The 16,714-nt window shown below is 60.1% G+C and carries 12 protein-coding genes; 1 reads left to right on the top strand and 11 read right to left on the bottom strand.

Annotated features, from left to right (window positions below; all coding sequences use genetic code 11):
• The first annotated feature begins 56 nt into the window (after nt 1-56).
• Nucleotides 57-6,107, top strand: coding sequence for an NEL-type E3 ubiquitin ligase domain-containing protein (locus ACM6IR_RS17695; protein WP_414908895.1), 6,051 nt, complete (start codon nt 57-59; stop codon nt 6,105-6,107).
• 82 nt (nt 6,108-6,189) lie between these two features.
• Here the strand turns inward: ACM6IR_RS17695 and ureC are convergent, their stop codons facing one another.
• From ureC to urtA, 11 genes are all read right to left on the bottom strand, one after another.
• On the bottom strand, nt 6,190-7,890 hold the full coding sequence (gene ureC, locus ACM6IR_RS17690) for an urease subunit alpha (RefSeq protein WP_414908894.1): 1,701 nt from the start codon (nt 7,888-7,890) through the stop codon (nt 6,190-6,192).
• 128 nt (nt 7,891-8,018) lie between these two features.
• Nucleotides 8,019-8,324, bottom strand: coding sequence for an urease subunit beta (locus ACM6IR_RS17685; protein WP_008146494.1), 306 nt, complete (start codon nt 8,322-8,324; stop codon nt 8,019-8,021).
• On the bottom strand, nt 8,324-8,857 hold the full coding sequence (locus tag ACM6IR_RS17680; protein ID WP_414908893.1) for a GNAT family N-acetyltransferase: 534 nt from the start codon (nt 8,855-8,857) through the stop codon (nt 8,324-8,326). The genes ACM6IR_RS17685 and ACM6IR_RS17680 overlap by 1 nt, the downstream gene beginning before the upstream one ends.
• Nucleotides 8,858-8,863: 6 nt before the next feature.
• Nucleotides 8,864-9,397 (bottom strand): GNAT family N-acetyltransferase, encoded by a 534-nt coding sequence (locus ACM6IR_RS17675; protein WP_414908892.1) that lies wholly within the window; start codon nt 9,395-9,397, stop codon nt 8,864-8,866.
• 9 nt (nt 9,398-9,406) lie between these two features.
• Nucleotides 9,407-9,709: an urease subunit gamma gene (ureA, locus tag ACM6IR_RS17670; RefSeq protein ID WP_033055605.1), complete on the bottom strand. Its 303-nt coding sequence runs from the start codon at nt 9,707-9,709 to the stop codon at nt 9,407-9,409.
• A gap of 128 nt (nt 9,710-9,837) precedes the next feature.
• Nucleotides 9,838-10,677, bottom strand: a complete 840-nt coding sequence (locus ACM6IR_RS17665; RefSeq protein ID WP_414908891.1) for an urease accessory protein UreD — start codon at nt 10,675-10,677, stop codon at nt 9,838-9,840.
• A gap of 30 nt (nt 10,678-10,707) precedes the next feature.
• Nucleotides 10,708-11,406, bottom strand: coding sequence for an urea ABC transporter ATP-binding subunit UrtE (gene urtE, locus ACM6IR_RS17660; protein ID WP_414908890.1), 699 nt, complete (start codon nt 11,404-11,406; stop codon nt 10,708-10,710).
• 135 nt (nt 11,407-11,541) lie between these two features.
• Nucleotides 11,542-12,411: an urea ABC transporter ATP-binding protein UrtD gene (gene urtD, locus ACM6IR_RS17655; RefSeq protein ID WP_414908889.1), complete on the bottom strand. Its 870-nt coding sequence runs from the start codon at nt 12,409-12,411 to the stop codon at nt 11,542-11,544.
• Entirely contained in the window at nt 12,408-13,487 is a 1,080-nt protein-coding gene (urtC, locus tag ACM6IR_RS17650) for an urea ABC transporter permease subunit UrtC (protein ID WP_414908888.1), read from the bottom strand. Before urtC ends, urtD begins: the two co-directional genes overlap by 4 nt.
• Nucleotides 13,487-14,989 (bottom strand): urea ABC transporter permease subunit UrtB, encoded by a 1,503-nt coding sequence (gene urtB, locus ACM6IR_RS17645; RefSeq protein WP_414908887.1) that lies wholly within the window; start codon nt 14,987-14,989, stop codon nt 13,487-13,489. The genes urtC and urtB overlap by 1 nt, the downstream gene beginning before the upstream one ends.
• Before the next feature lie 156 nt (nt 14,990-15,145).
• A complete protein-coding gene (urtA, locus tag ACM6IR_RS17640) occupies nt 15,146-16,411 on the bottom strand; it encodes an urea ABC transporter substrate-binding protein (protein ID WP_414908886.1) in 1,266 nt (421 codons plus the stop codon).
• Nucleotides 16,412-16,714: the final 303 nt, after the last annotated feature.

The following is a 16,714-nucleotide window of genomic DNA, read 5'->3' as shown; positions in this document are numbered from 1 at the left end:
CCCCAGACTGACAGTCTGGGGGCCGGCCCAAAAATTCGTACATAAGGATATGTACCATGCGCAACAAACAACAAAGCACCACAGAAACGACGGTGCAATCACCGGCCGCCGATCAACACAGTGTCCACGCCGACTTCATCGCCCAGTCCATCCCGGCCTGGCTGGTAAACGCCTCGCCGGAGCGGCGGGCGGCAGTCAAGAACGCTCCGATCGTTCTTCCCGATTGGTACCTGGCGGCATCCCAGGCGCAGCGCCTGGCCTTGAACGCGAATTTCGAGGCGAGTATGGCCTCGCAAAACCTGCTCGATAAAGCAATGTCGGGGATGCAAGACATCAATGCTTTTGCCGAACCCTTGCTGGTCAAGGCGCTCAAGGATCAGTTCGCTGTGGAACTGGACGTCAACAAGACGTTTGTACAACTGAAAAAGCCATTGGAGCTGGGCATTTTCAAGTTCGAGGCCGGTACATTCGAGGTACTGACGCTGCCACTGGTGCAAGCGGCACTGCACAACTTCGAAGAGGATGAGTGTGTAGCCGGTCACTTTCATTCCTCATCAGGCTTTGTGGCTGAGTCGACCCCGGGCGAACTCGGCCAGGTGGCCACCTCCCTGACGACGGCGCAGTTTTTGACGCTGTGTCGGGAGCTGGATATTGGTGCGAAGTATCAGGTGTACCTGAAGGACTTTTTGCAACCGGACAATCCGGTTGCAGTGGCGTTTCTGCGTCAACGGTTTGTGACCAGCCAAAAAGATGCGATGCGGGCTGCTGCCGAGCTGGCCTTGCTGAAAAAGGACATCGAACCGAAGGATTACTCAATGATTGTGTCGGTCATCGACGGGGAGATGAGTCCCACGGTAGATGGCCAACCGGTGTGGTTTCGTGACCTGGGGCTGATGAAGAAAAAAATGACGGGCTGTGTCCTGTTTCTCATCGGCGAAAAATACAAATACTCCGATGCAATGATTCTTTACGTTCCCCATGATCCAGAGCATCCACTGAAACGCTACAAAGGGCGTGAGATGGATGCCGAGCTCAAGCGCCAATTCATGGCCCGCGATCCGTCCAAACCTCGGGATGGCAGCCCGACTGAGTACCAACGCTTTTTCAGCCAGTTCGTGGCGTATGCCGATCGCCCGTATTACTTCAGTCAGTTCACCCGCAAGGCGGCAGATGCGCTGGCCGATCCGCTGGCTGCGCTGCGATCTCCCTGGATGAAAGGGTTTGATTTGATCAACCCCTTCTCTGTGCTTATTACGCCTAAAGAATTGCCACCGGAACAAGCGCCCAGACAGGAACCGGTCGAAGACCCTTACATTCGCACCTCGAGTTTCGCCCAGCGAGGGTTGTGGGGACCCAATGGCGATCTGTGGGTGGATCTCTATGAGAAGAGCCGTGACAAGATCATGGCCGATGCCCGCCACTATGCGGTCCCCACCTCTGATGTGGATGCCAGGGTACGCGCGCAGAAAATGGCGGTATTGCTTGGGGTCGGCATGCTGGTATTAAACGGTGTTTCGATGTTTGTTCCGGTACTGGGTGAAGTCATGATTGGCGTCATGGCCGCTCAGCTCATGAGCGAGACGTTTGAAGGGGTGATCGAATGGAGCGAGGGTGATCATCGGGCTGCCTTGGGGCACCTGACCGACGTCGCGGAAAACCTTGCGCTGATTGCGCTCATGCATGGCGCGAGCAAAGGGTTTGGCAAGCTGACTGCCGTCAAGCCCGAACCTGTTATCGAGGGTTTGCAGCCCGTTACATCGCCAACGGGCAAGCAACGGTTATGGACGCCTGACCTCGGGCCTTACACCGTTCCCCTCAAGCTGCCAGCGAGTTCAAAACCAAACGAACTGGGCCTGCATCGTTACAAAGGTCAGGACATCCTGCCGCTGGAGGATGAGCATTTTGTGGTCAAGCAGGATCCGGACGACGGGCAGTATCGTATCCAGCACGCAAGCCGAATCGATGCGTATGCCCCGCGACTGGAACACAACGGCGCCGGCGCCTGGACCCATGAGGCCGAAGAACCCTTGAACTGGGACGGGCCGATCCTGATGCGGCGCCTGGGTTATCGCGCACAGGCGTTCACCGATGTGCAGCTGGAACAGGCGAGGATCACCAGCGGCGTGGAGCCCGACCAACTGCGTCGGCTGCATATCGAGCAACAGGCGCCAGCGGCGCAACTGTCCAACACCCTCACGCGTTTTCGAATCGACCGGGACCTCGAAACGTTCAGGGAACAGATGGGGAGCGATAACCCCGAGGTCTACGCCAAGGCTGATTTACGGATGCAGTTCAGGGTCATGCGCAGTCAGGAACTATTGCCGGTTACCCCCCCGATCAAAGTCCTGGACAGTAAGGCACAACTTATCTGGGAAGACCCGATCGCGCAGAGTGAACGCTCAAACAGGCTAACGTTTGTCGTCAGTGACCAGGACGCGGCAAAGGGCACTGCACTCACCTCGCTGCTGGAGATGTTCAAGGCGCGCAAGGTCGACATCGAAAACGTTCCGGGGGCATCGGATCTGACGCTGGATCAACGGGCCGTTGAGCTGCGTAAGGAAATCGCTCGCACGGCACAGGACAAAAAACGCTCGTTGTTCGAGTCCTTGTACCGAGAACAGGACGTCAGCGCGAACAGCTCCGGGGAGCGGATCAAGATCTTTTTCCCGTCGCTGCCCGGCGTCGTCGTGGATCAGATTCTGGAGGAAGCGACTCAGGAGGAACTGCTGGCGTTGGGTCAACCCGGGCCTCTACCGCAGCGCATTTATGAGCACGCCAAGTGGGCCCGCGAGGATCTGCGTTTGGCACATGCATATGAAGGCCTGTACCTCGAGACTTACTCCGGCATCGATAGCGAACGCTTGGCCTTGCACAGCCTTGAGACGCTCCCGGGCTGGCCGAAAGACGTGCGCTTCGAGCTGCGCGAGTATGGGCCGCAAGGGAAATTGCTGGACGTGATCGGTGCGCCCCAGGCACCGACACGCGCAATACTGGTGGTTGATGAAAACACCCGGTTTGCTCAATCGTCCTCTACAAGCCTCTATTCGTCTGTCTTGCAGGCCTTGACGACAGAGGAGCGGCAAGCACTGGGCTTCACGCTCGAAGACGCCGAGCGATTGAAACGGGCGGTGCAGCAGGCACCGTTGCCGCGCGATCAGTTCAGTACGGTGCTTCAGCAGCACCGAGTGCTCAGGCCGAGCGTCGAGCCGGGCATGAAACTGCTCGGCGGCGTTGGTCCCTCGGTGCCTGTCGGGCAACAGGTGGCCAATTTTTTCCGAACGCCGCGTGCGCGAACGCTCAAGCTGTATCCCGACTTCAGCGAGGCCGAGGTCGAAGCATTCCTGCGCTCTTTAGGGGACGATGTTCGAGGTGGGCTGACGCGACAGGAAACCGAGTACGCGACCCTCAAAAATGAGTTGAACACCTGGGTTCAAGCGGCTGTTACGGCAGACAGTACCCCCTTTGCAAGAGTACAAGTCCCGGGCGGGCGCGAGCGACAGATAGCCAGCATCATTAAGCGTTGCTGGCGACGTCAGGGTGGCTCGAGATTGAGCATCAACTCGAGCGTAGAGCTGCCGTCGCTGAGTGCCCGCTTCAGTCATGTCGAGACACTCAAGCTGACCGACACCGGCGTGAACAACCTCGATGCATTCCTCAAGGGGTTTCCCGGGCTCAAGAAGTTGACCCTGAATACGATGCCCCGGCTCAGCGAATTGCCCGAGTCGCTCGGTGATATGAAAGGTTTGACTCACTTGAGTCTCACGGACAGCCGGGTTCGGTTTAACCAACACAATACGGCAGTGCTCGGTCAATTGAGCGCGCTTGAAGAACTCGATTTGTCGGAAACGCCGTTGGCTGTTGCGCCGGACTTCAGCACGATGGCTCGACTGAAGACCATCAACCTGCGCGGCACCGGCATAGACCATTGGCCATTGGGCACGGGTAATCTGCCTGACTTGAAAACGCTGGACTTGCGCGATAACCAGCTGACCGAAGTGCCCGGGGAGATGCTCTCTACGGTCGACGATCAACTCGAAGTGAACGCCAGGGTCAATCGGGTCACGCTTCTGGAGGGTAATCCGTTTACTCGCCAGGGTTGGCAGCAGCTCAAGGACTATCGGGAGCGTCTGCAAACGCTGAGACCTGAGCTGTTGGAGGGGAGTCTTCCAGGCGCATTTAAAGTTCAGGACTCGATGAGCGGCAGAATTCGTCAACTGTATCCCGGCTTCGATGAATTTGAGGTTGCCGAATTTCTGCAAACCCATGGCAGCGCCGTGGAGACCGAACTGGCTCGCCTTGAGGCTGAGTATGAAACGTTAAACCAGCAATTGTCGGCCTGGGCGTTTTCGGGGGGCGGCGCACGCCAGCGCTATGTTCGGGCTGGCCAGTTTTCTGCGGGTCTGTCCGAGCGGTCGGAGAGATACACGGCGGCTGACCGCATTCGAGCGTGCTGGAGGCGGCAAGCCCCGCAAAGAAATGCTGTCGACGGGAGTCCGATCGGTTTTGAGCTCGATTTAAGTGGTCAGACGCTGGACAGCGTGCCGGACCTTGAGGCCGACTTCAGTCACGTAGGGTCGCTCAAGCTCAACGGCATGGGCCTGAGCGTTTCTCCAGAGGGATTCCTTGCGCATTTCAGAGGCGTGCGCTGGCTGGACCTGTCGAACAACCAGCTGACAGCGATACCTCCGGCGTTGGGCGAAATGCATGGGTTGACTCGCTTGTTCCTTCAGAAAAACCGCATTCGTCTGACCCCGGAGACGGCTGAGTTGTTGGCGCGGCGGACAACACTCCGGGCGTTGAACCTGTCTTCCAACCCCTTGGGTCTGCTGCCGGACTTCAGCGGGATAACGGATATGCGCACGCTCTCTTTGAATTCGGTCGATGTTGATACCTGGCCAGTCGGGCTGGGTGCCCAGCCTTTGCTGGATACCGTTGATTTGAGAAACAACCGGATCGCGTCGTTTCCGGCGTCGGTCATCGCCCCGTCTGCCGAGCAACTGGAACAGGCGGCGCACCTCAACGGCTTTACCTTCATAGGTGGCAATCCCCTGTCAGAGGTGGGCCAGCAACAGCTGCGTGATTACTGGAGCCGACTCGAGCGTGAGCGTCTGGATCTGTGGGGGTTAAGGCGGCCGGGAGTGTTCGAATATCAAGCCCCAAGGGCGCCCGTTGAACGCGTGATATTGGGCGGGCAGGGACAAGTGGCACTTGATCGCTGGACCAAAGACCTGCCCGCCGACCAGCTCACGGCGAGGACTGCCCAGTGGCAGTCACTGGCTGCACAGGACGGCTCGCATGGATTCTTCCAGGTCCTCAATGACCTTGAAAACGCTCGCGCCAGTCACGGTGACCTTCAGCGGCGCGTATGGGCGGTGATCGACACCATTAGTGAAGCCAACCCCGAGTCCGAAGCGCTTCGCGCGCAGATGTTCGAGTGGGCCGGGCGGCCGGCCTGCTGCGACCGTGCAGCATTGTCGTTCAGCAATCTGGAAATCATGGCATTGGTGTACAGGGCCCGAACGCTGGCGTTGGACGGGGAGCAGAGCGCGGCGCTTTTGAAATTGTCCCGAGGCTTGTTCCGCCTGGATGAGGTCGAGAAGATCGCTCTTGCCGATATCGAACAGCGAACCACTGCGATCAACAACACGCCGGGTTTGTCGGCGGCCGAGAGAAATGAGCGCATCAGGCTCCTGGAAGAGGTCGAGATAAAACTGGCCTACCGTTACGGCCTCAAGGACCGGCTCGCCTTGCCGGGGCAGCCGCAGCAAGTCAGATTCACCAGGCTTGGCAATGTCACCCCCGCGATGCTGGATCAGGCGTACACCAAGGTAGTAGCGCTGGACAGTTCACCTGCAGAGTTTCAGTCGCTGGTGGCGAAAGACTTCTGGAAAGACTTCGTGACCAACAAGTACCGGCCGCAATTCGAAGCGCAGCGCGAACCCTATCAGGATCGCCTGGCCAGTCTGCGTGAAAGCCAGCAGGCCGGCACACTGTCGGAGGCGCAATACAAGACGCAGTCCGAAGAGCTGGATGCCCAGCTCCAGATCGAAGAATCCGGGCTGATCGAGAAACTTACCCGCGCGGAGTTGGCCAAACACCCACTCTGATGTTTTCAAACGGGGCTGACCAATGAACAAAGGCCTGGATCTGCGTAAGCTCCAGGCCTTTTTCGTAGTACCGCTCAACGGCTCAAAACAAGAAATAACGCTGAGCCATCGGCAACACATCCGCCGGTTCACACCACAGCAAAACGCCGTCCGCCTTGACCTGATAAGTCTGCGGATCGACCTCGATGTTGGGCAAGTAGTCGTTGTGAATCAGGTCGGTTTTCTGCACCTCGCGGCAACCTTTGACCACGGCAATTTTTTTCTTCAGGGCCAGGGCCTCCGGAAGACCCGCCGCCCGCGCCGCCTGGCTGATAAAGGTCAGGCTGGTCGCGTGCAGTGAGCCGCCGTAACTGGCGAACATCGGGCGGTAATGCACCGGTTGCGGAGTTGGAATCGAGGCGTTGGCATCACCCATCAGGCTGGCGGCGATGGCCCCGCCCTTGAGGATCAGCGTTGGTTTAACGCCGAAGAACGCCGGACGCCACAGCACCAGATCGGCCCATTTGCCCACTTCAATCGAACCGACTTCATGGCTGATACCATGGGTGATGGCCGGGTTGATCGTGTACTTGGCGATGTAGCGTTTGACGCGGAAGTTGTCGTTGCCTTCGCCATCACCGGGCAACGGCCCACGCTGTTTTTTCATTTTGTCGGCGGTTTGCCAGGTGCGGGTGATGACTTCGCCAACGCGCCCCATGGCCTGACTGTCCGAGCTGATCATCGAGAACGCGCCGAGGTCGTGAAGGATGTCTTCGGCGGCGATGGTTTCACGACGAATACGGCTTTCGGCGAAGGCCACGTCTTCGGCAATGCTCGGGTCCAGGTGGTGGCAGACCATCAACATGTCGAGGTGTTCGTCGATGGTGTTACGGGTGAACGGTCGCGTCGGGTTGGTCGAGCTCGGCAGCACGTTGGCAAAGCCGCAAGCCTTGATGATGTCCGGGGCGTGACCGCCGCCCGCGCCTTCGGTGTGGTAGGTGTGGATGGTGCGGCCCTTGAAGGCGGCGAGGGTGGTTTCGACGAAACCGGACTCGTTGAGGGTGTCGGTGTGGATCGCCACCTGCACGTCGTACTGGTCGGCGACGTTCAGGCAGTTGTTGATGCTGGCGGGCGTGGTGCCCCAGTCTTCGTGCAGCTTCAGGCCGATGGCGCCGGCCTTGACCTGTTCGATCAACGGTTCCGGCAGGCTGGCGTTGCCCTTGCCGGTGAAGCCGATGTTCATCGCGAATGCGTCGGCGGCCTGGAGCATGCGTGCCAGGTGCCACGGGCCGGGGGTGCAGGTGGTCGCGTTAGTGCCGGTGGCCGGGCCGGTGCCGCCGCCGATCATGGTGGTGACGCCGCTCATCAGCGCCTCTTCGATCTGCTGCGGGCAGATGAAGTGGATGTGCGTATCGATGCCACCGGCGGTGAGGATCATGCCTTCACCGGCGATCACTTCAGTGCTGGCGCCGACCGCGATGGTGACGTTCGGCTGAATGTCCGGGTTGCCGGCCTTGCCGATGGCGGCGATGCGCCCGTCCTTGAGGCCGACATCGGCCTTGACGATGCCCCAGTGGTCGATGATCAGCGCGTTGGTGATCAAGGTATCGACCACTTCGGCGGCCAGCAACTGGCTTTGACCCTGACCGTCGCGGATGACTTTGCCGCCGCCGAATTTCACTTCCTCGCCGTAGGTGGTGAAGTCCTTTTCTACTTCGATCCATAGCTCGGTGTCGGCCAGACGGACCTTGTCACCGACGGTGGGACCGAACATATCGGCGTAGGCTTGACGGGAAATCTTCATATGCATGCCTTGGGAATTAATTGGATGTGAAATCGCATTCGCGGGCAAGCCTCGCTCCTACAGGTGCTTGTGTTCCCTTGTAGGAGCGAGGCTTGCCCGCGAAGGGGTCGGTGCCGGCGCTGAATGACCTACAGGTCACCCATGATCCGCCCGGCAAAGCCGAACACCCGGCGATGCCCGGCCAGGTCCACCAACTCGACCTCGCGGCTCTGCCCCGGTTCGAAGCGAACGGCGGTGCCGGCAGGGATGTTCAGGCGCATGCCGCGACTGGCGGCGCGGTCGAAGGTCAGGGCATCGTTGGTTTCGAAAAAGTGATAGTGCGAGCCGACCTGGATTGGCCGGTCGCCGCTGTTCGCCACCTTCAAACTGACGGTGCGGCGGCCAACGTTGAGCTCGATGTCGCCGGGCTGGATTTGGTATTCACCGGGAATCATCAATGGGCCCCCTGGAGAATCTTGTAGTACAGGGCGGTCGGTTTGTACTGACCACTCGGGTCGCAGGCGTAGTCGGGGATTTCGCCTGCGCGGGTGTATCCCAAGGCCTTGTAGAAATCCTCGGCGGGGGAGCCGGCCTCGGTGTCGAGGTAGAGCATGCCGCGCTTGTGCTGGAGCGCAGCCTGTTCCAGCGCGCTCATCAATTGTTGGCCCAACCCTCGGCGGCGTGCCTGTTCGCGCACCAGCAGCTTTTGCACTTCGGCGCGGTTCAGGCCATTGGCTTTCTGGCACAGGGTCAGTTGCACACTGGCCAGTACCTCTTCGTCCTTGACCACCACCCATAGCAGCACGTTGCCTTTGTTCAGGTTGTCCTGGACGTCATCGAAATAGGCTCGGGCCTGGGTCGCGTCCAGATTGGCCATGAACCCGACGCTGGCGCCATAGCCGACGGCGTCGAGCAGCAAATCAATCAAACCCTGACGATAGTGCGCAAAACTTTCAACATTGACGCGTCGCAGTTGGGCGGGGTTCATCGGGCGTTACTCCTTGCTGGCAGTCGGCGGTTGCGCGCCAGGATTGAGGGTCAGTTGCATAAAGGTCAGGTCCAGCCAGCGGCCAAACTTGGTGCCCACCTGGGGCATTTGACCGGTGGTCACGAAACCGGCGCGTTCATGCAGACGAATAGACGCGGCATTTCCACTTTCAATGGCGGCAACCATGACGTGCTTGGCGCACTCTTTGGCGCGTTCAATCAGCACATTCATCAGTTGTGGGCCCAGACCATTGCCGCGCTGGTCGCTACGCACGTAGACCGAATGCTCAACGGTGTGGCGGAAACCATCGAACGGCCGCCAGTCGCCAAATGAAGCGTAGCCCAGCACGCTGTTGTCGACGTCGACGATGACCAGAATCGGATAACCCTGGGATTGCCGGGCGCTGAACCAGGCCTGGCGATTGCCGAGGTCCACGGCCTGTTCGTTCCAGATCGCCGTGGTGTTGAGCACGGCATCGTTGTAGATGTCGCGAATTGCCGGGAGGTCGGCGTGCACTGCATCGCGGATGTGGTAAGTCATGACGCGGCCTCAGGCGATGGGTTGGTGGACGGTGACCAGTTTGGTGCCATCGGGGAACGTGGCTTCTACCTGGATCTCCGGGATCATTTCCGGGATGCCTTCCATCACTTGTTCACGGCTGAGCAGGGTGGTACCGAAATGCATGAGCTCGGCCACGGTCCGGCCGTCACGCGCGCCTTCGAGCAGCGCCGCGGAAATGTAAGCCATGGCTTCCGGGTAATTGAGTTTCACGCCACGGGCCAAACGCCGCTCGGCCACCAGGCCAGCGGTGAAGATCAGCAGCTTGTCTTTTTCGCGTGGGGTCAGGTCCATTGTTGGAATCCATAATCGGCAGATAAAAAAGGTTACTCAACCTGTAGGAGCGAGGCTTGCCCGCGAAGGGGACCTTGAGGCCGCCAAAAGCTTCGCGGGCAAGCCTCGCTCCTACAGGAGATCGCATTTCAGGTGCTCCATATTCTGGGTGGGACGGCTTCCCGGCCTAGCAATGACGGGCGCAATAACCGCCACAAATCGATCAGCCAGCCTCGCGCCAACAGCGCTTCACTGGCCAGGCACCGGGCAACCAATAGCCCCGGCAACTGTGTCAGATCCCCGCGTACGTCATTGTTCAGCGAGCGGCACCTATCCAGTAGCTCACTATCAATTTCGCCGGTCACCAGCAACGTTGCAAACACCGGTTGCCCGTCCAGGCCGATTGGCGAATCAAGCAAACCGTCATCCCCGACAATGCGCTGGCGTTCGTGCCAGAGCAACTGGCCGTCACGGCGGATATCCAGTTTCGCCTGAAAATGCCCGAGGTCGAAACGCTCGCCGCTGGCCGGGCGACCCAAGGCCACGACGTCCCAGTAGAACAGCCGGGCATCGCCTTCAAGGTCGATGGAGGTGCTGAGTTCAGCCTGCGCCGCACTGAAGATGATCGTCTCCTGTGGCAACCATTCCAGTGTCGCACCGGCGGCGACCCGCAAGTCGAGCTGCTGATAGGCGGGGCCGGCCGCGCGATACCACTTGGCCGCGCCCGGACTGGTGATCTGCGCCCAGGCATCGCGGCCGACGCTGGCCGAGATGTCCAGCCGGTCACCGCCGGCAATTCCGCCCGGCGGGTGGACGATGATGTGCTGGCACACCTGCGGCCCTTCGGCATACAGGTGCTTCTGCACCCGCAGCGGACCCAGGTGGCGGCGCTGAACCGGGCGCGTGCTGTCGCCGAACCGGGCGTAACCCAGCTCCAGCTCGGCATGCCAACTCGGGGTGAACGGCGTTGTCGGGGCAGGCAAATTCATGGTTTCTAATTATCGATAGGACGCTGCAGATTAGATCGTAACCAGACCGCGTACACCCTCGGCCTCCATATTTTTTCCGCGGCCCTGCTGCACGATCTCGCCCCGGGACATCACCAGGTAGTGGTCGGCCAGTTCGGCGGCGAAATCGTAGAACTGCTCGACCAGCAAAATCGCCATGTCGCCGCGAGCTGCGAGTTTCTTGATCACGGCACCGATCTCCTTGATCACGGACGGCTGAATGCCTTCGGTGGGCTCATCGAGGATCAGCAGCCGTGGGCGACTGGCCAATGCTCTTCCGATGGCGAGCTGCTGTTGCTGGCCACCGGACAAGTCACCGCCGCGCCGTTGCTTCATTTGCAGCAACACCGGGAACAGCTCGTAGATGAACGCCGGGACCTCCCTGGCTTCGGACCCGGGAAAGCGCGACAGGCCCATCAGCAGGTTTTCTTCCACGGTCAGGCGGCCGAAAATCTCCCGGCCCTGAGGCACGTAGGCGATCCCGGCATGCACCCGTTGATGCGGCTTGAAGGTGGTGATCGGTTGACCTTCCCAATTCACCGCGCCTTCTTTGGCCGGCAGCAAACCCATCAGGCATTTGAGCAGTGTGGTCTTGCCCACGCCGTTGCGTCCGAGCAGGCAGGTGACTTCGCCGACCTGCACGTCAAACGTCAGGCCGCGCAAAATGTGGCTACCGCCGTAGTACTGGTGCAGCTTGTCGACTTGCAGCATGTTCAAATTCCCCCAAAGCTCTGTAGGAGCGAGCGGTGCGACGATTCGACTTGCCCGCGAAGAACGATGACGTGGTTTTGCAGTTGGACCGAGGAGCCCCTTTCGCGGGCAAGCCTCGCTCCTACAAACGCAAATTCATCTTCCGAGATAAACCTCGATCACCCGCTCGTTGTCCTGCACTTGTTCCAGCGACCCTTCGGCCAGCACGCTGCCCTGGTGCAACACGGTCACGTGGTCGGCGATGGAGCCGACGAAGCCCATGTCATGTTCCACTACCATCAGCGAATGCTTGCCCGCCAGGCGCTTGAACAGTTCGGCGGTGAATTCGGTTTCGGCGTCGGTCATGCCTGCCACTGGCTCGTCGAGCAGCAACAGTTGCGGGTCCTGCATGAGCAACATGCCGATCTCCAGAAACTGCTTCTGTCCATGGGAAAGCAAACCGGCGGGGCGATTGACCGAGGTGGTCAGGCGAATCGTTTCCAGCACTTCGCTGATGCGGTCTTGCTGTTCGCCACTAAGGCGCGCACGCAGACTGGCCCACACCGACTTGTCGGTTTTCTGCGCCAGCTCGAGGTTTTCAAACACGCTCAAGGCTTCGAACACCGTCGGTTTCTGGAACTTGCGGCCGATACCGGCCTGGGCAATCTGCACTTCACTCATCTGCGTCAGATCGAGGGTTTCACCGAACCAGGCCTTGCCGTGACTGGGGCGAGTCTTGCCGGTGATCACGTCCATCAGCGTGGTCTTGCCCGCGCCGTTGGGGCCGATGATGCAGCGTAATTCGCCGACACCGATGTACAGGTTCAGATCGTTCAGCGCCTTGAAACCGTCGAAGCTGACGCTGATGTCTTCCAGGGTCAGGAGGGTGCCGTGGCGGGTGTTGAGGCCGGGGCTGGCGCGTTGTCCGAGGCCGATGGCGTCGCGGCTACTGCCTGCGTCCTTGTTCGGGTCCACCGGGAAAAAGGCCGGTTCGAGCATGAATTCAGCCGTCGCAGTCACTCTCATTGTTCACCCCTTTTTTTCAGCAGGCCGATCACGCCTTTGGGCAGGTACAGGGTCACGACGATGAACAGCGCCCCGAGAAAAAACAGCCAGTACTCGGGGAATGCCACGGTGAACCAGCTCTTCATGCCATTGACCACGCCGGCGCCGAGCAGCGGACCGATCAGCGTGCCGCGACCACCGAGCGCCACCCAGACGGCGGCCTCGATGGAGTTGGTCGGCGACATTTCGCTCGGGTTGATAATCCCGACTTGCGGCACGTACAGCGCGCCGGCCAAACCGCACATCACCGCACTCAACACCCAGACAAACAGTTTGAAACCGCGAGGGTCGTAACCGCAGAACATCAAGCGGTTTTCGGCATCACGCAGCGCAGTCAGGACCCGGCCAAACTTGCTCTGCGCCAGGCGCCAGCCGATGAACAGACTCGCGACCAGCAACAGCACTGTCGCGAAAAACAGCACCGCGCGAGTCCCCGGTTCAGTAATGCCAAAGCCGAGAATGGTGCGGAAGTTGGTGAAACCGTTGTTGCCGCCGAACCCGGTTTCGTTGCGAAAGAACAGCAGCATCCCGGCAAACGTCAGGGCCTGGGTCATGATCGAGAAGTACACGCCTTTGATCCGCGAGCGGAAGGCGAAGAACCCGAACACCAGCGCCAGCAGCCCCGGCGCCAACACCACCAGGCACATCGACCAGAGGAAGCTGCTGGTGCCGGTCCAGTACCACGGCAATTCGGTCCATGACAGGAACGTCATGAACGCCGGCAAGCCATCACCCGAGGCCTGGCGCATCAGGTACATGCCCATTGCATAGCCGCCGAGGGCGAAGAACAAACCGTGGCCGAGGGACAGCAGGCCGGCATAACCCCAGACCAGGTCCAGCGCGAGGGCGACGATGGCGTAGCAGAGAATCTTGCCTACCAGCGTCAGCGTGTAAGCCGAGACATGCAGCGCGCTGTCCGGCGACATCAGCGACAGCAGCGGCAACGCCAGCAGCAGAGCGAGAATCACCGTGCCCAGCGCGATCGTGACTTTGGGGCCGGCCTTTTGCGTGGCCGTGAGCATCAGGGGCTGGTTCATCAGTCGATCACCCGTCCTTTCAGTGCGAAGAGACCTTGCGGACGCTTCTGGATGAACAGAATGATCAGTGCGAGGATCAGGATCTTTCCGAGTACGGCACCGATCTGCGGTTCGAGAATCTTGTTGGCAATACCGAGGCCGAAGGCGGCCAGTACGCTACCGGCCAACTGACCGACGCCGCCAAGCACTACCACCAGGAACGAGTCGATGATGTAGCTCTGGCCCAGGTCCGGGCCGACGTTGCCGATCTGGCTCAGCGCTACGCCACCGAGGCCGGCGATGCCCGAACCGAGGCCGAACGCGAGCATGTCCACGCGCCCGGTCGGCACACCGCAGCAGGCGGCCATGTTGCGGTTCTGGGTTACGGCGCGGACATTCAAGCCGAGACGCGTTTTGTTCAGCAATAGCCAGGTCAGCACCACCACGAACAGGGCGAACGCGATGATGACGATGCGGTTGTACGGCAGCACGAGGTTGGGCAGCACTTGAATCCCGCCCGACAACCACGCCGGGTTGGCCACTTCAACGTTCTGCGCACCGAACATCAATCTGACAAGCTGAATCAGCATCAGGCTGATGCCCCAGGTGGCGAGCAGGGTTTCCAGCGGCCGGCCGTAGAGGTGACGAATCACCGTGCGTTCCAACGCCATGCCGATGGCGGCGGTGACAAAAAACGCCACTGGCAATGCAATCAGCGGGTAGAACTCGATGGCTTGCGGGGCGAAGCGCTGAAACATCAACTGCACCACGTACGTCGAGTAGGCACCTAGCATCAGCATCTCGCCGTGGGCCATGTTGATGACGCCGAGCAGGCCGAAGGTGATCGCCAGCCCCAGCGCTGCCAATAGCAGGATCGAACCGAGGGACATGCCGCTGAACGCCTCGCCGAGGACCTCGCCGATCAGCAGTTTGTGTTTGACTTGCGCCAGGCTGGTTTCGGCGGCGGTACGCACGGTGGCGTCGGTCTCGACGCCCGGTTCAAGCAGGCTTTCGAGGCGGGTGCGGGCCAATGGATCGCCCGTTTCACCGAGCAGACGCACCGCGGCGAGGCGCACGGCGGGGGTGGTGTCTACCAGTTGCAGATTGGCCAGCGCCAGGCTCAGGGCGGCGTGAACGCTTGCATCTTTTTCGCCCGCCAATTGCCGGTCGAGGAAGGCAAGCTGCGCCGGTTTTGCGCTTTTCTGCAATTGCCGGGCAGCGGCCAGACGGAGGTGGGCGTCGGCGGCGAGCAATTGGTGGCTGGCCAGTGCGGTGTCGATGAGACCCCGCAGGCGGTTATTCAGGCGCAGGGTTTTCGGCTGGCCGTCGAGGGTCAACTCACCTTGTTGCAGGGCGTTGATCAGTTCGATGCGGGCCGGCTCGGGCTGCGCGGCCCAGGCTTCCAGAAGTTTGGCTTGTTGCACGGGATTGGCCGCGATGAAGTCTTCGGCGTCACTGGCGTGGGCGGCCATCGGCAACAACAGCGCGACGGCAATAATGAAGCGGTGAAGGGCGGTGGGCATAATTGGTCGCCTTGACGCGGACATTGTAGGAGCGAGCTTGCTCGCGATGGTGTATCAGCTACATTTATGTCGCCTGACACACCATCGCGAGCAAGCTCGCTCCTACAGGGAATTGTGTCGGGCCGGACAATTTCGTCAGGCCCGACATCCAGTGGCTTAGTTGCTCTTCACCGCATACTCAGGCTTCTTTTCGTTGCCCGGGATGAACGGGCTCCACGGCTGGGCGCGGATCGGTCCTTCTGTTTGCCATACCACGTTGAACTGACCGTCTGCCTGGATCTCGCCGATCATCACCGGTTTGTGCAGGTGATGGTTGGTGCTGTCCATGGTCAGGGTGTAGCCCGATGGCGCGGCAAAGGTCTGGCCGGCCAGGGCTTCGCGGACTTTGTCGACGTCGGTGGACTTGGCTTTCTCCGCCGCTTGTGCCCACATATGGATGCCCACGTAGGTGGCTTCCATCGGGTCGTTGGTCACCGCTTTGTCGGCACCCGGCAGGTTGTGTTTCTTGGCGTAGGCTTTCCAGTCGGCGACGAATTTCTGGTTCGTCGGGTTCTCGACGGACTCGAAGTAGTTCCACGCCGCGAGGTTGCCCACCAGCGGTTTGGTGTCGATGCCACGCAGTTCTTCTTCGCCGACCGAGAACGCCACGACGGGTACGTCGGTGGCTTTCAAACCCTGGTTAGCCAGCTCTTTATAGAACGGCACGTTGGAGTCGCCGTTGACGGTGGAGATCACCGCAGTCTTGCCACCGGCCGAGAATTTTTTGATGTTGGCCACGATGGTTTGATAGTCGCTGTGGCCGAACGGGGTGTAGACCTCTTCGATATCTTTGTCCGCCACACCTTTGGAGTGCAGGAACGAGCGCAGGATTTTGTTGGTGGTGCGCGGGTAGACGTAGTCGGTGCCCAGCAGGAAGTAACGCTTGGCGCTGCCGCCTTCTTCGCTCATCAGGTATTCCACCGCCGGGATCGCCTGTTGGTTCGGCGCGGCGCCGGTGTAGAACACGTTCGGCGACATCTCTTCGCCTTCGTATTGCACCGGGTAGAACAGCAGGCCATTGAGCTCTTCGAACACCGGCAATACCGATTTACGCGATACCGACGTCCAGCAGCCAAATACCACGGCAACCTTATCCTGGGTCAGCAACTGACGGCCCTTTTCGGCGAACAGCGGCCAGTTCGATGCCGGGTCGACGACTACCGGTTCCAGCATCTTGCCGTTTACGCCACCCTTGGCATTGATCTCGTCGATGGTCATCAACGCCATGTCTTTGAGCGAGGTCTCGGAGATCGCCATGGTGCCGGACAACGAATGCAGAATACCGACCTTGATGGTCTCGGCGGCCTGGACAGTCCAGGTCATGCCCATCGCGGCAATGCTTGCCGTGAGTGTGAAAGCCTTGATCAAGCTACGACGCTTCATTGTGCGATCTCCATGAATTTATGAATTTTGTGGGTGGCAGATGCGGACTACTGAAGGGTCTTTAGCAAGGGCTGTGCCCGGTCGGTAAAAGGCAGGAAAATGTCGTGTTAGAGCGGTTGCGTGGTTCAGGTGGCGCACCACGAAGGGACGCGCATGAGGCGTTGGTGCGACGAGGTGCGCTACATTGGGGCGGTCAACAGTGATCACTTGTGGGAGCGAGCCTGCTCGCGAAGAGGGCGTGTCATTCGCCATTTATGTTGTCTGACACACCGCATTCGCGAGCAGGCTCGCTCCCACAGGGGT

This window comes from Pseudomonas sp. IT-P253, from assembly GCF_949768125.1.
GTDB lineage: Bacteria > Pseudomonadota > Gammaproteobacteria > Pseudomonadales > Pseudomonadaceae > Aquipseudomonas.
This window is presented reverse-complemented; position numbering and strand designations above follow the sequence as displayed.

Bases quoted from the DNA above. Each gene is read 5' to 3' on its own strand.
- ACM6IR_RS17695 (WP_414908895.1), top strand. From the start codon at position 57: ATGCGCAACAAACAACAAAGCACCACAGAAACGACGGTGCAATCACCG.
- urtA (WP_414908886.1), bottom strand. From the start codon at position 16,411: ATGAAGCGTCGTAGCTTGATCAAGGCTTTCACACTCACGGCAAGCATT.
- urtB (WP_414908887.1), bottom strand. From the start codon at position 14,989: ATGCCCACCGCCCTTCACCGCTTCATTATTGCCGTCGCGCTGTTGTTG.
- ACM6IR_RS17680 (WP_414908893.1), bottom strand. From the start codon at position 8,857: ATGAACCCCGCCCAACTGCGACGCGTCAATGTTGAAAGTTTTGCGCAC.
- urtD (WP_414908889.1), bottom strand. From the start codon at position 12,411: ATGAGAGTGACTGCGACGGCTGAATTCATGCTCGAACCGGCCTTTTTC.
- ACM6IR_RS17665 (WP_414908891.1), bottom strand. From the start codon at position 10,677: ATGAATTTGCCTGCCCCGACAACGCCGTTCACCCCGAGTTGGCATGCC.
- ACM6IR_RS17685 (WP_008146494.1), bottom strand. From the start codon at position 8,324: ATGATTCCCGGTGAATACCAAATCCAGCCCGGCGACATCGAGCTCAAC.
- ureA (WP_033055605.1), bottom strand. From the start codon at position 9,709: ATGGACCTGACCCCACGCGAAAAAGACAAGCTGCTGATCTTCACCGCT.
- urtE (WP_414908890.1), bottom strand. From the start codon at position 11,406: ATGCTGCAAGTCGACAAGCTGCACCAGTACTACGGCGGTAGCCACATT.
- ureC (WP_414908894.1), bottom strand. From the start codon at position 7,890: ATGAAGATTTCCCGTCAAGCCTACGCCGATATGTTCGGTCCCACCGTC.
- urtC (WP_414908888.1), bottom strand. From the start codon at position 13,487: ATGAACCAGCCCCTGATGCTCACGGCCACGCAAAAGGCCGGCCCCAAA.
- ACM6IR_RS17675 (WP_414908892.1), bottom strand. From the start codon at position 9,397: ATGACTTACCACATCCGCGATGCAGTGCACGCCGACCTCCCGGCAATT.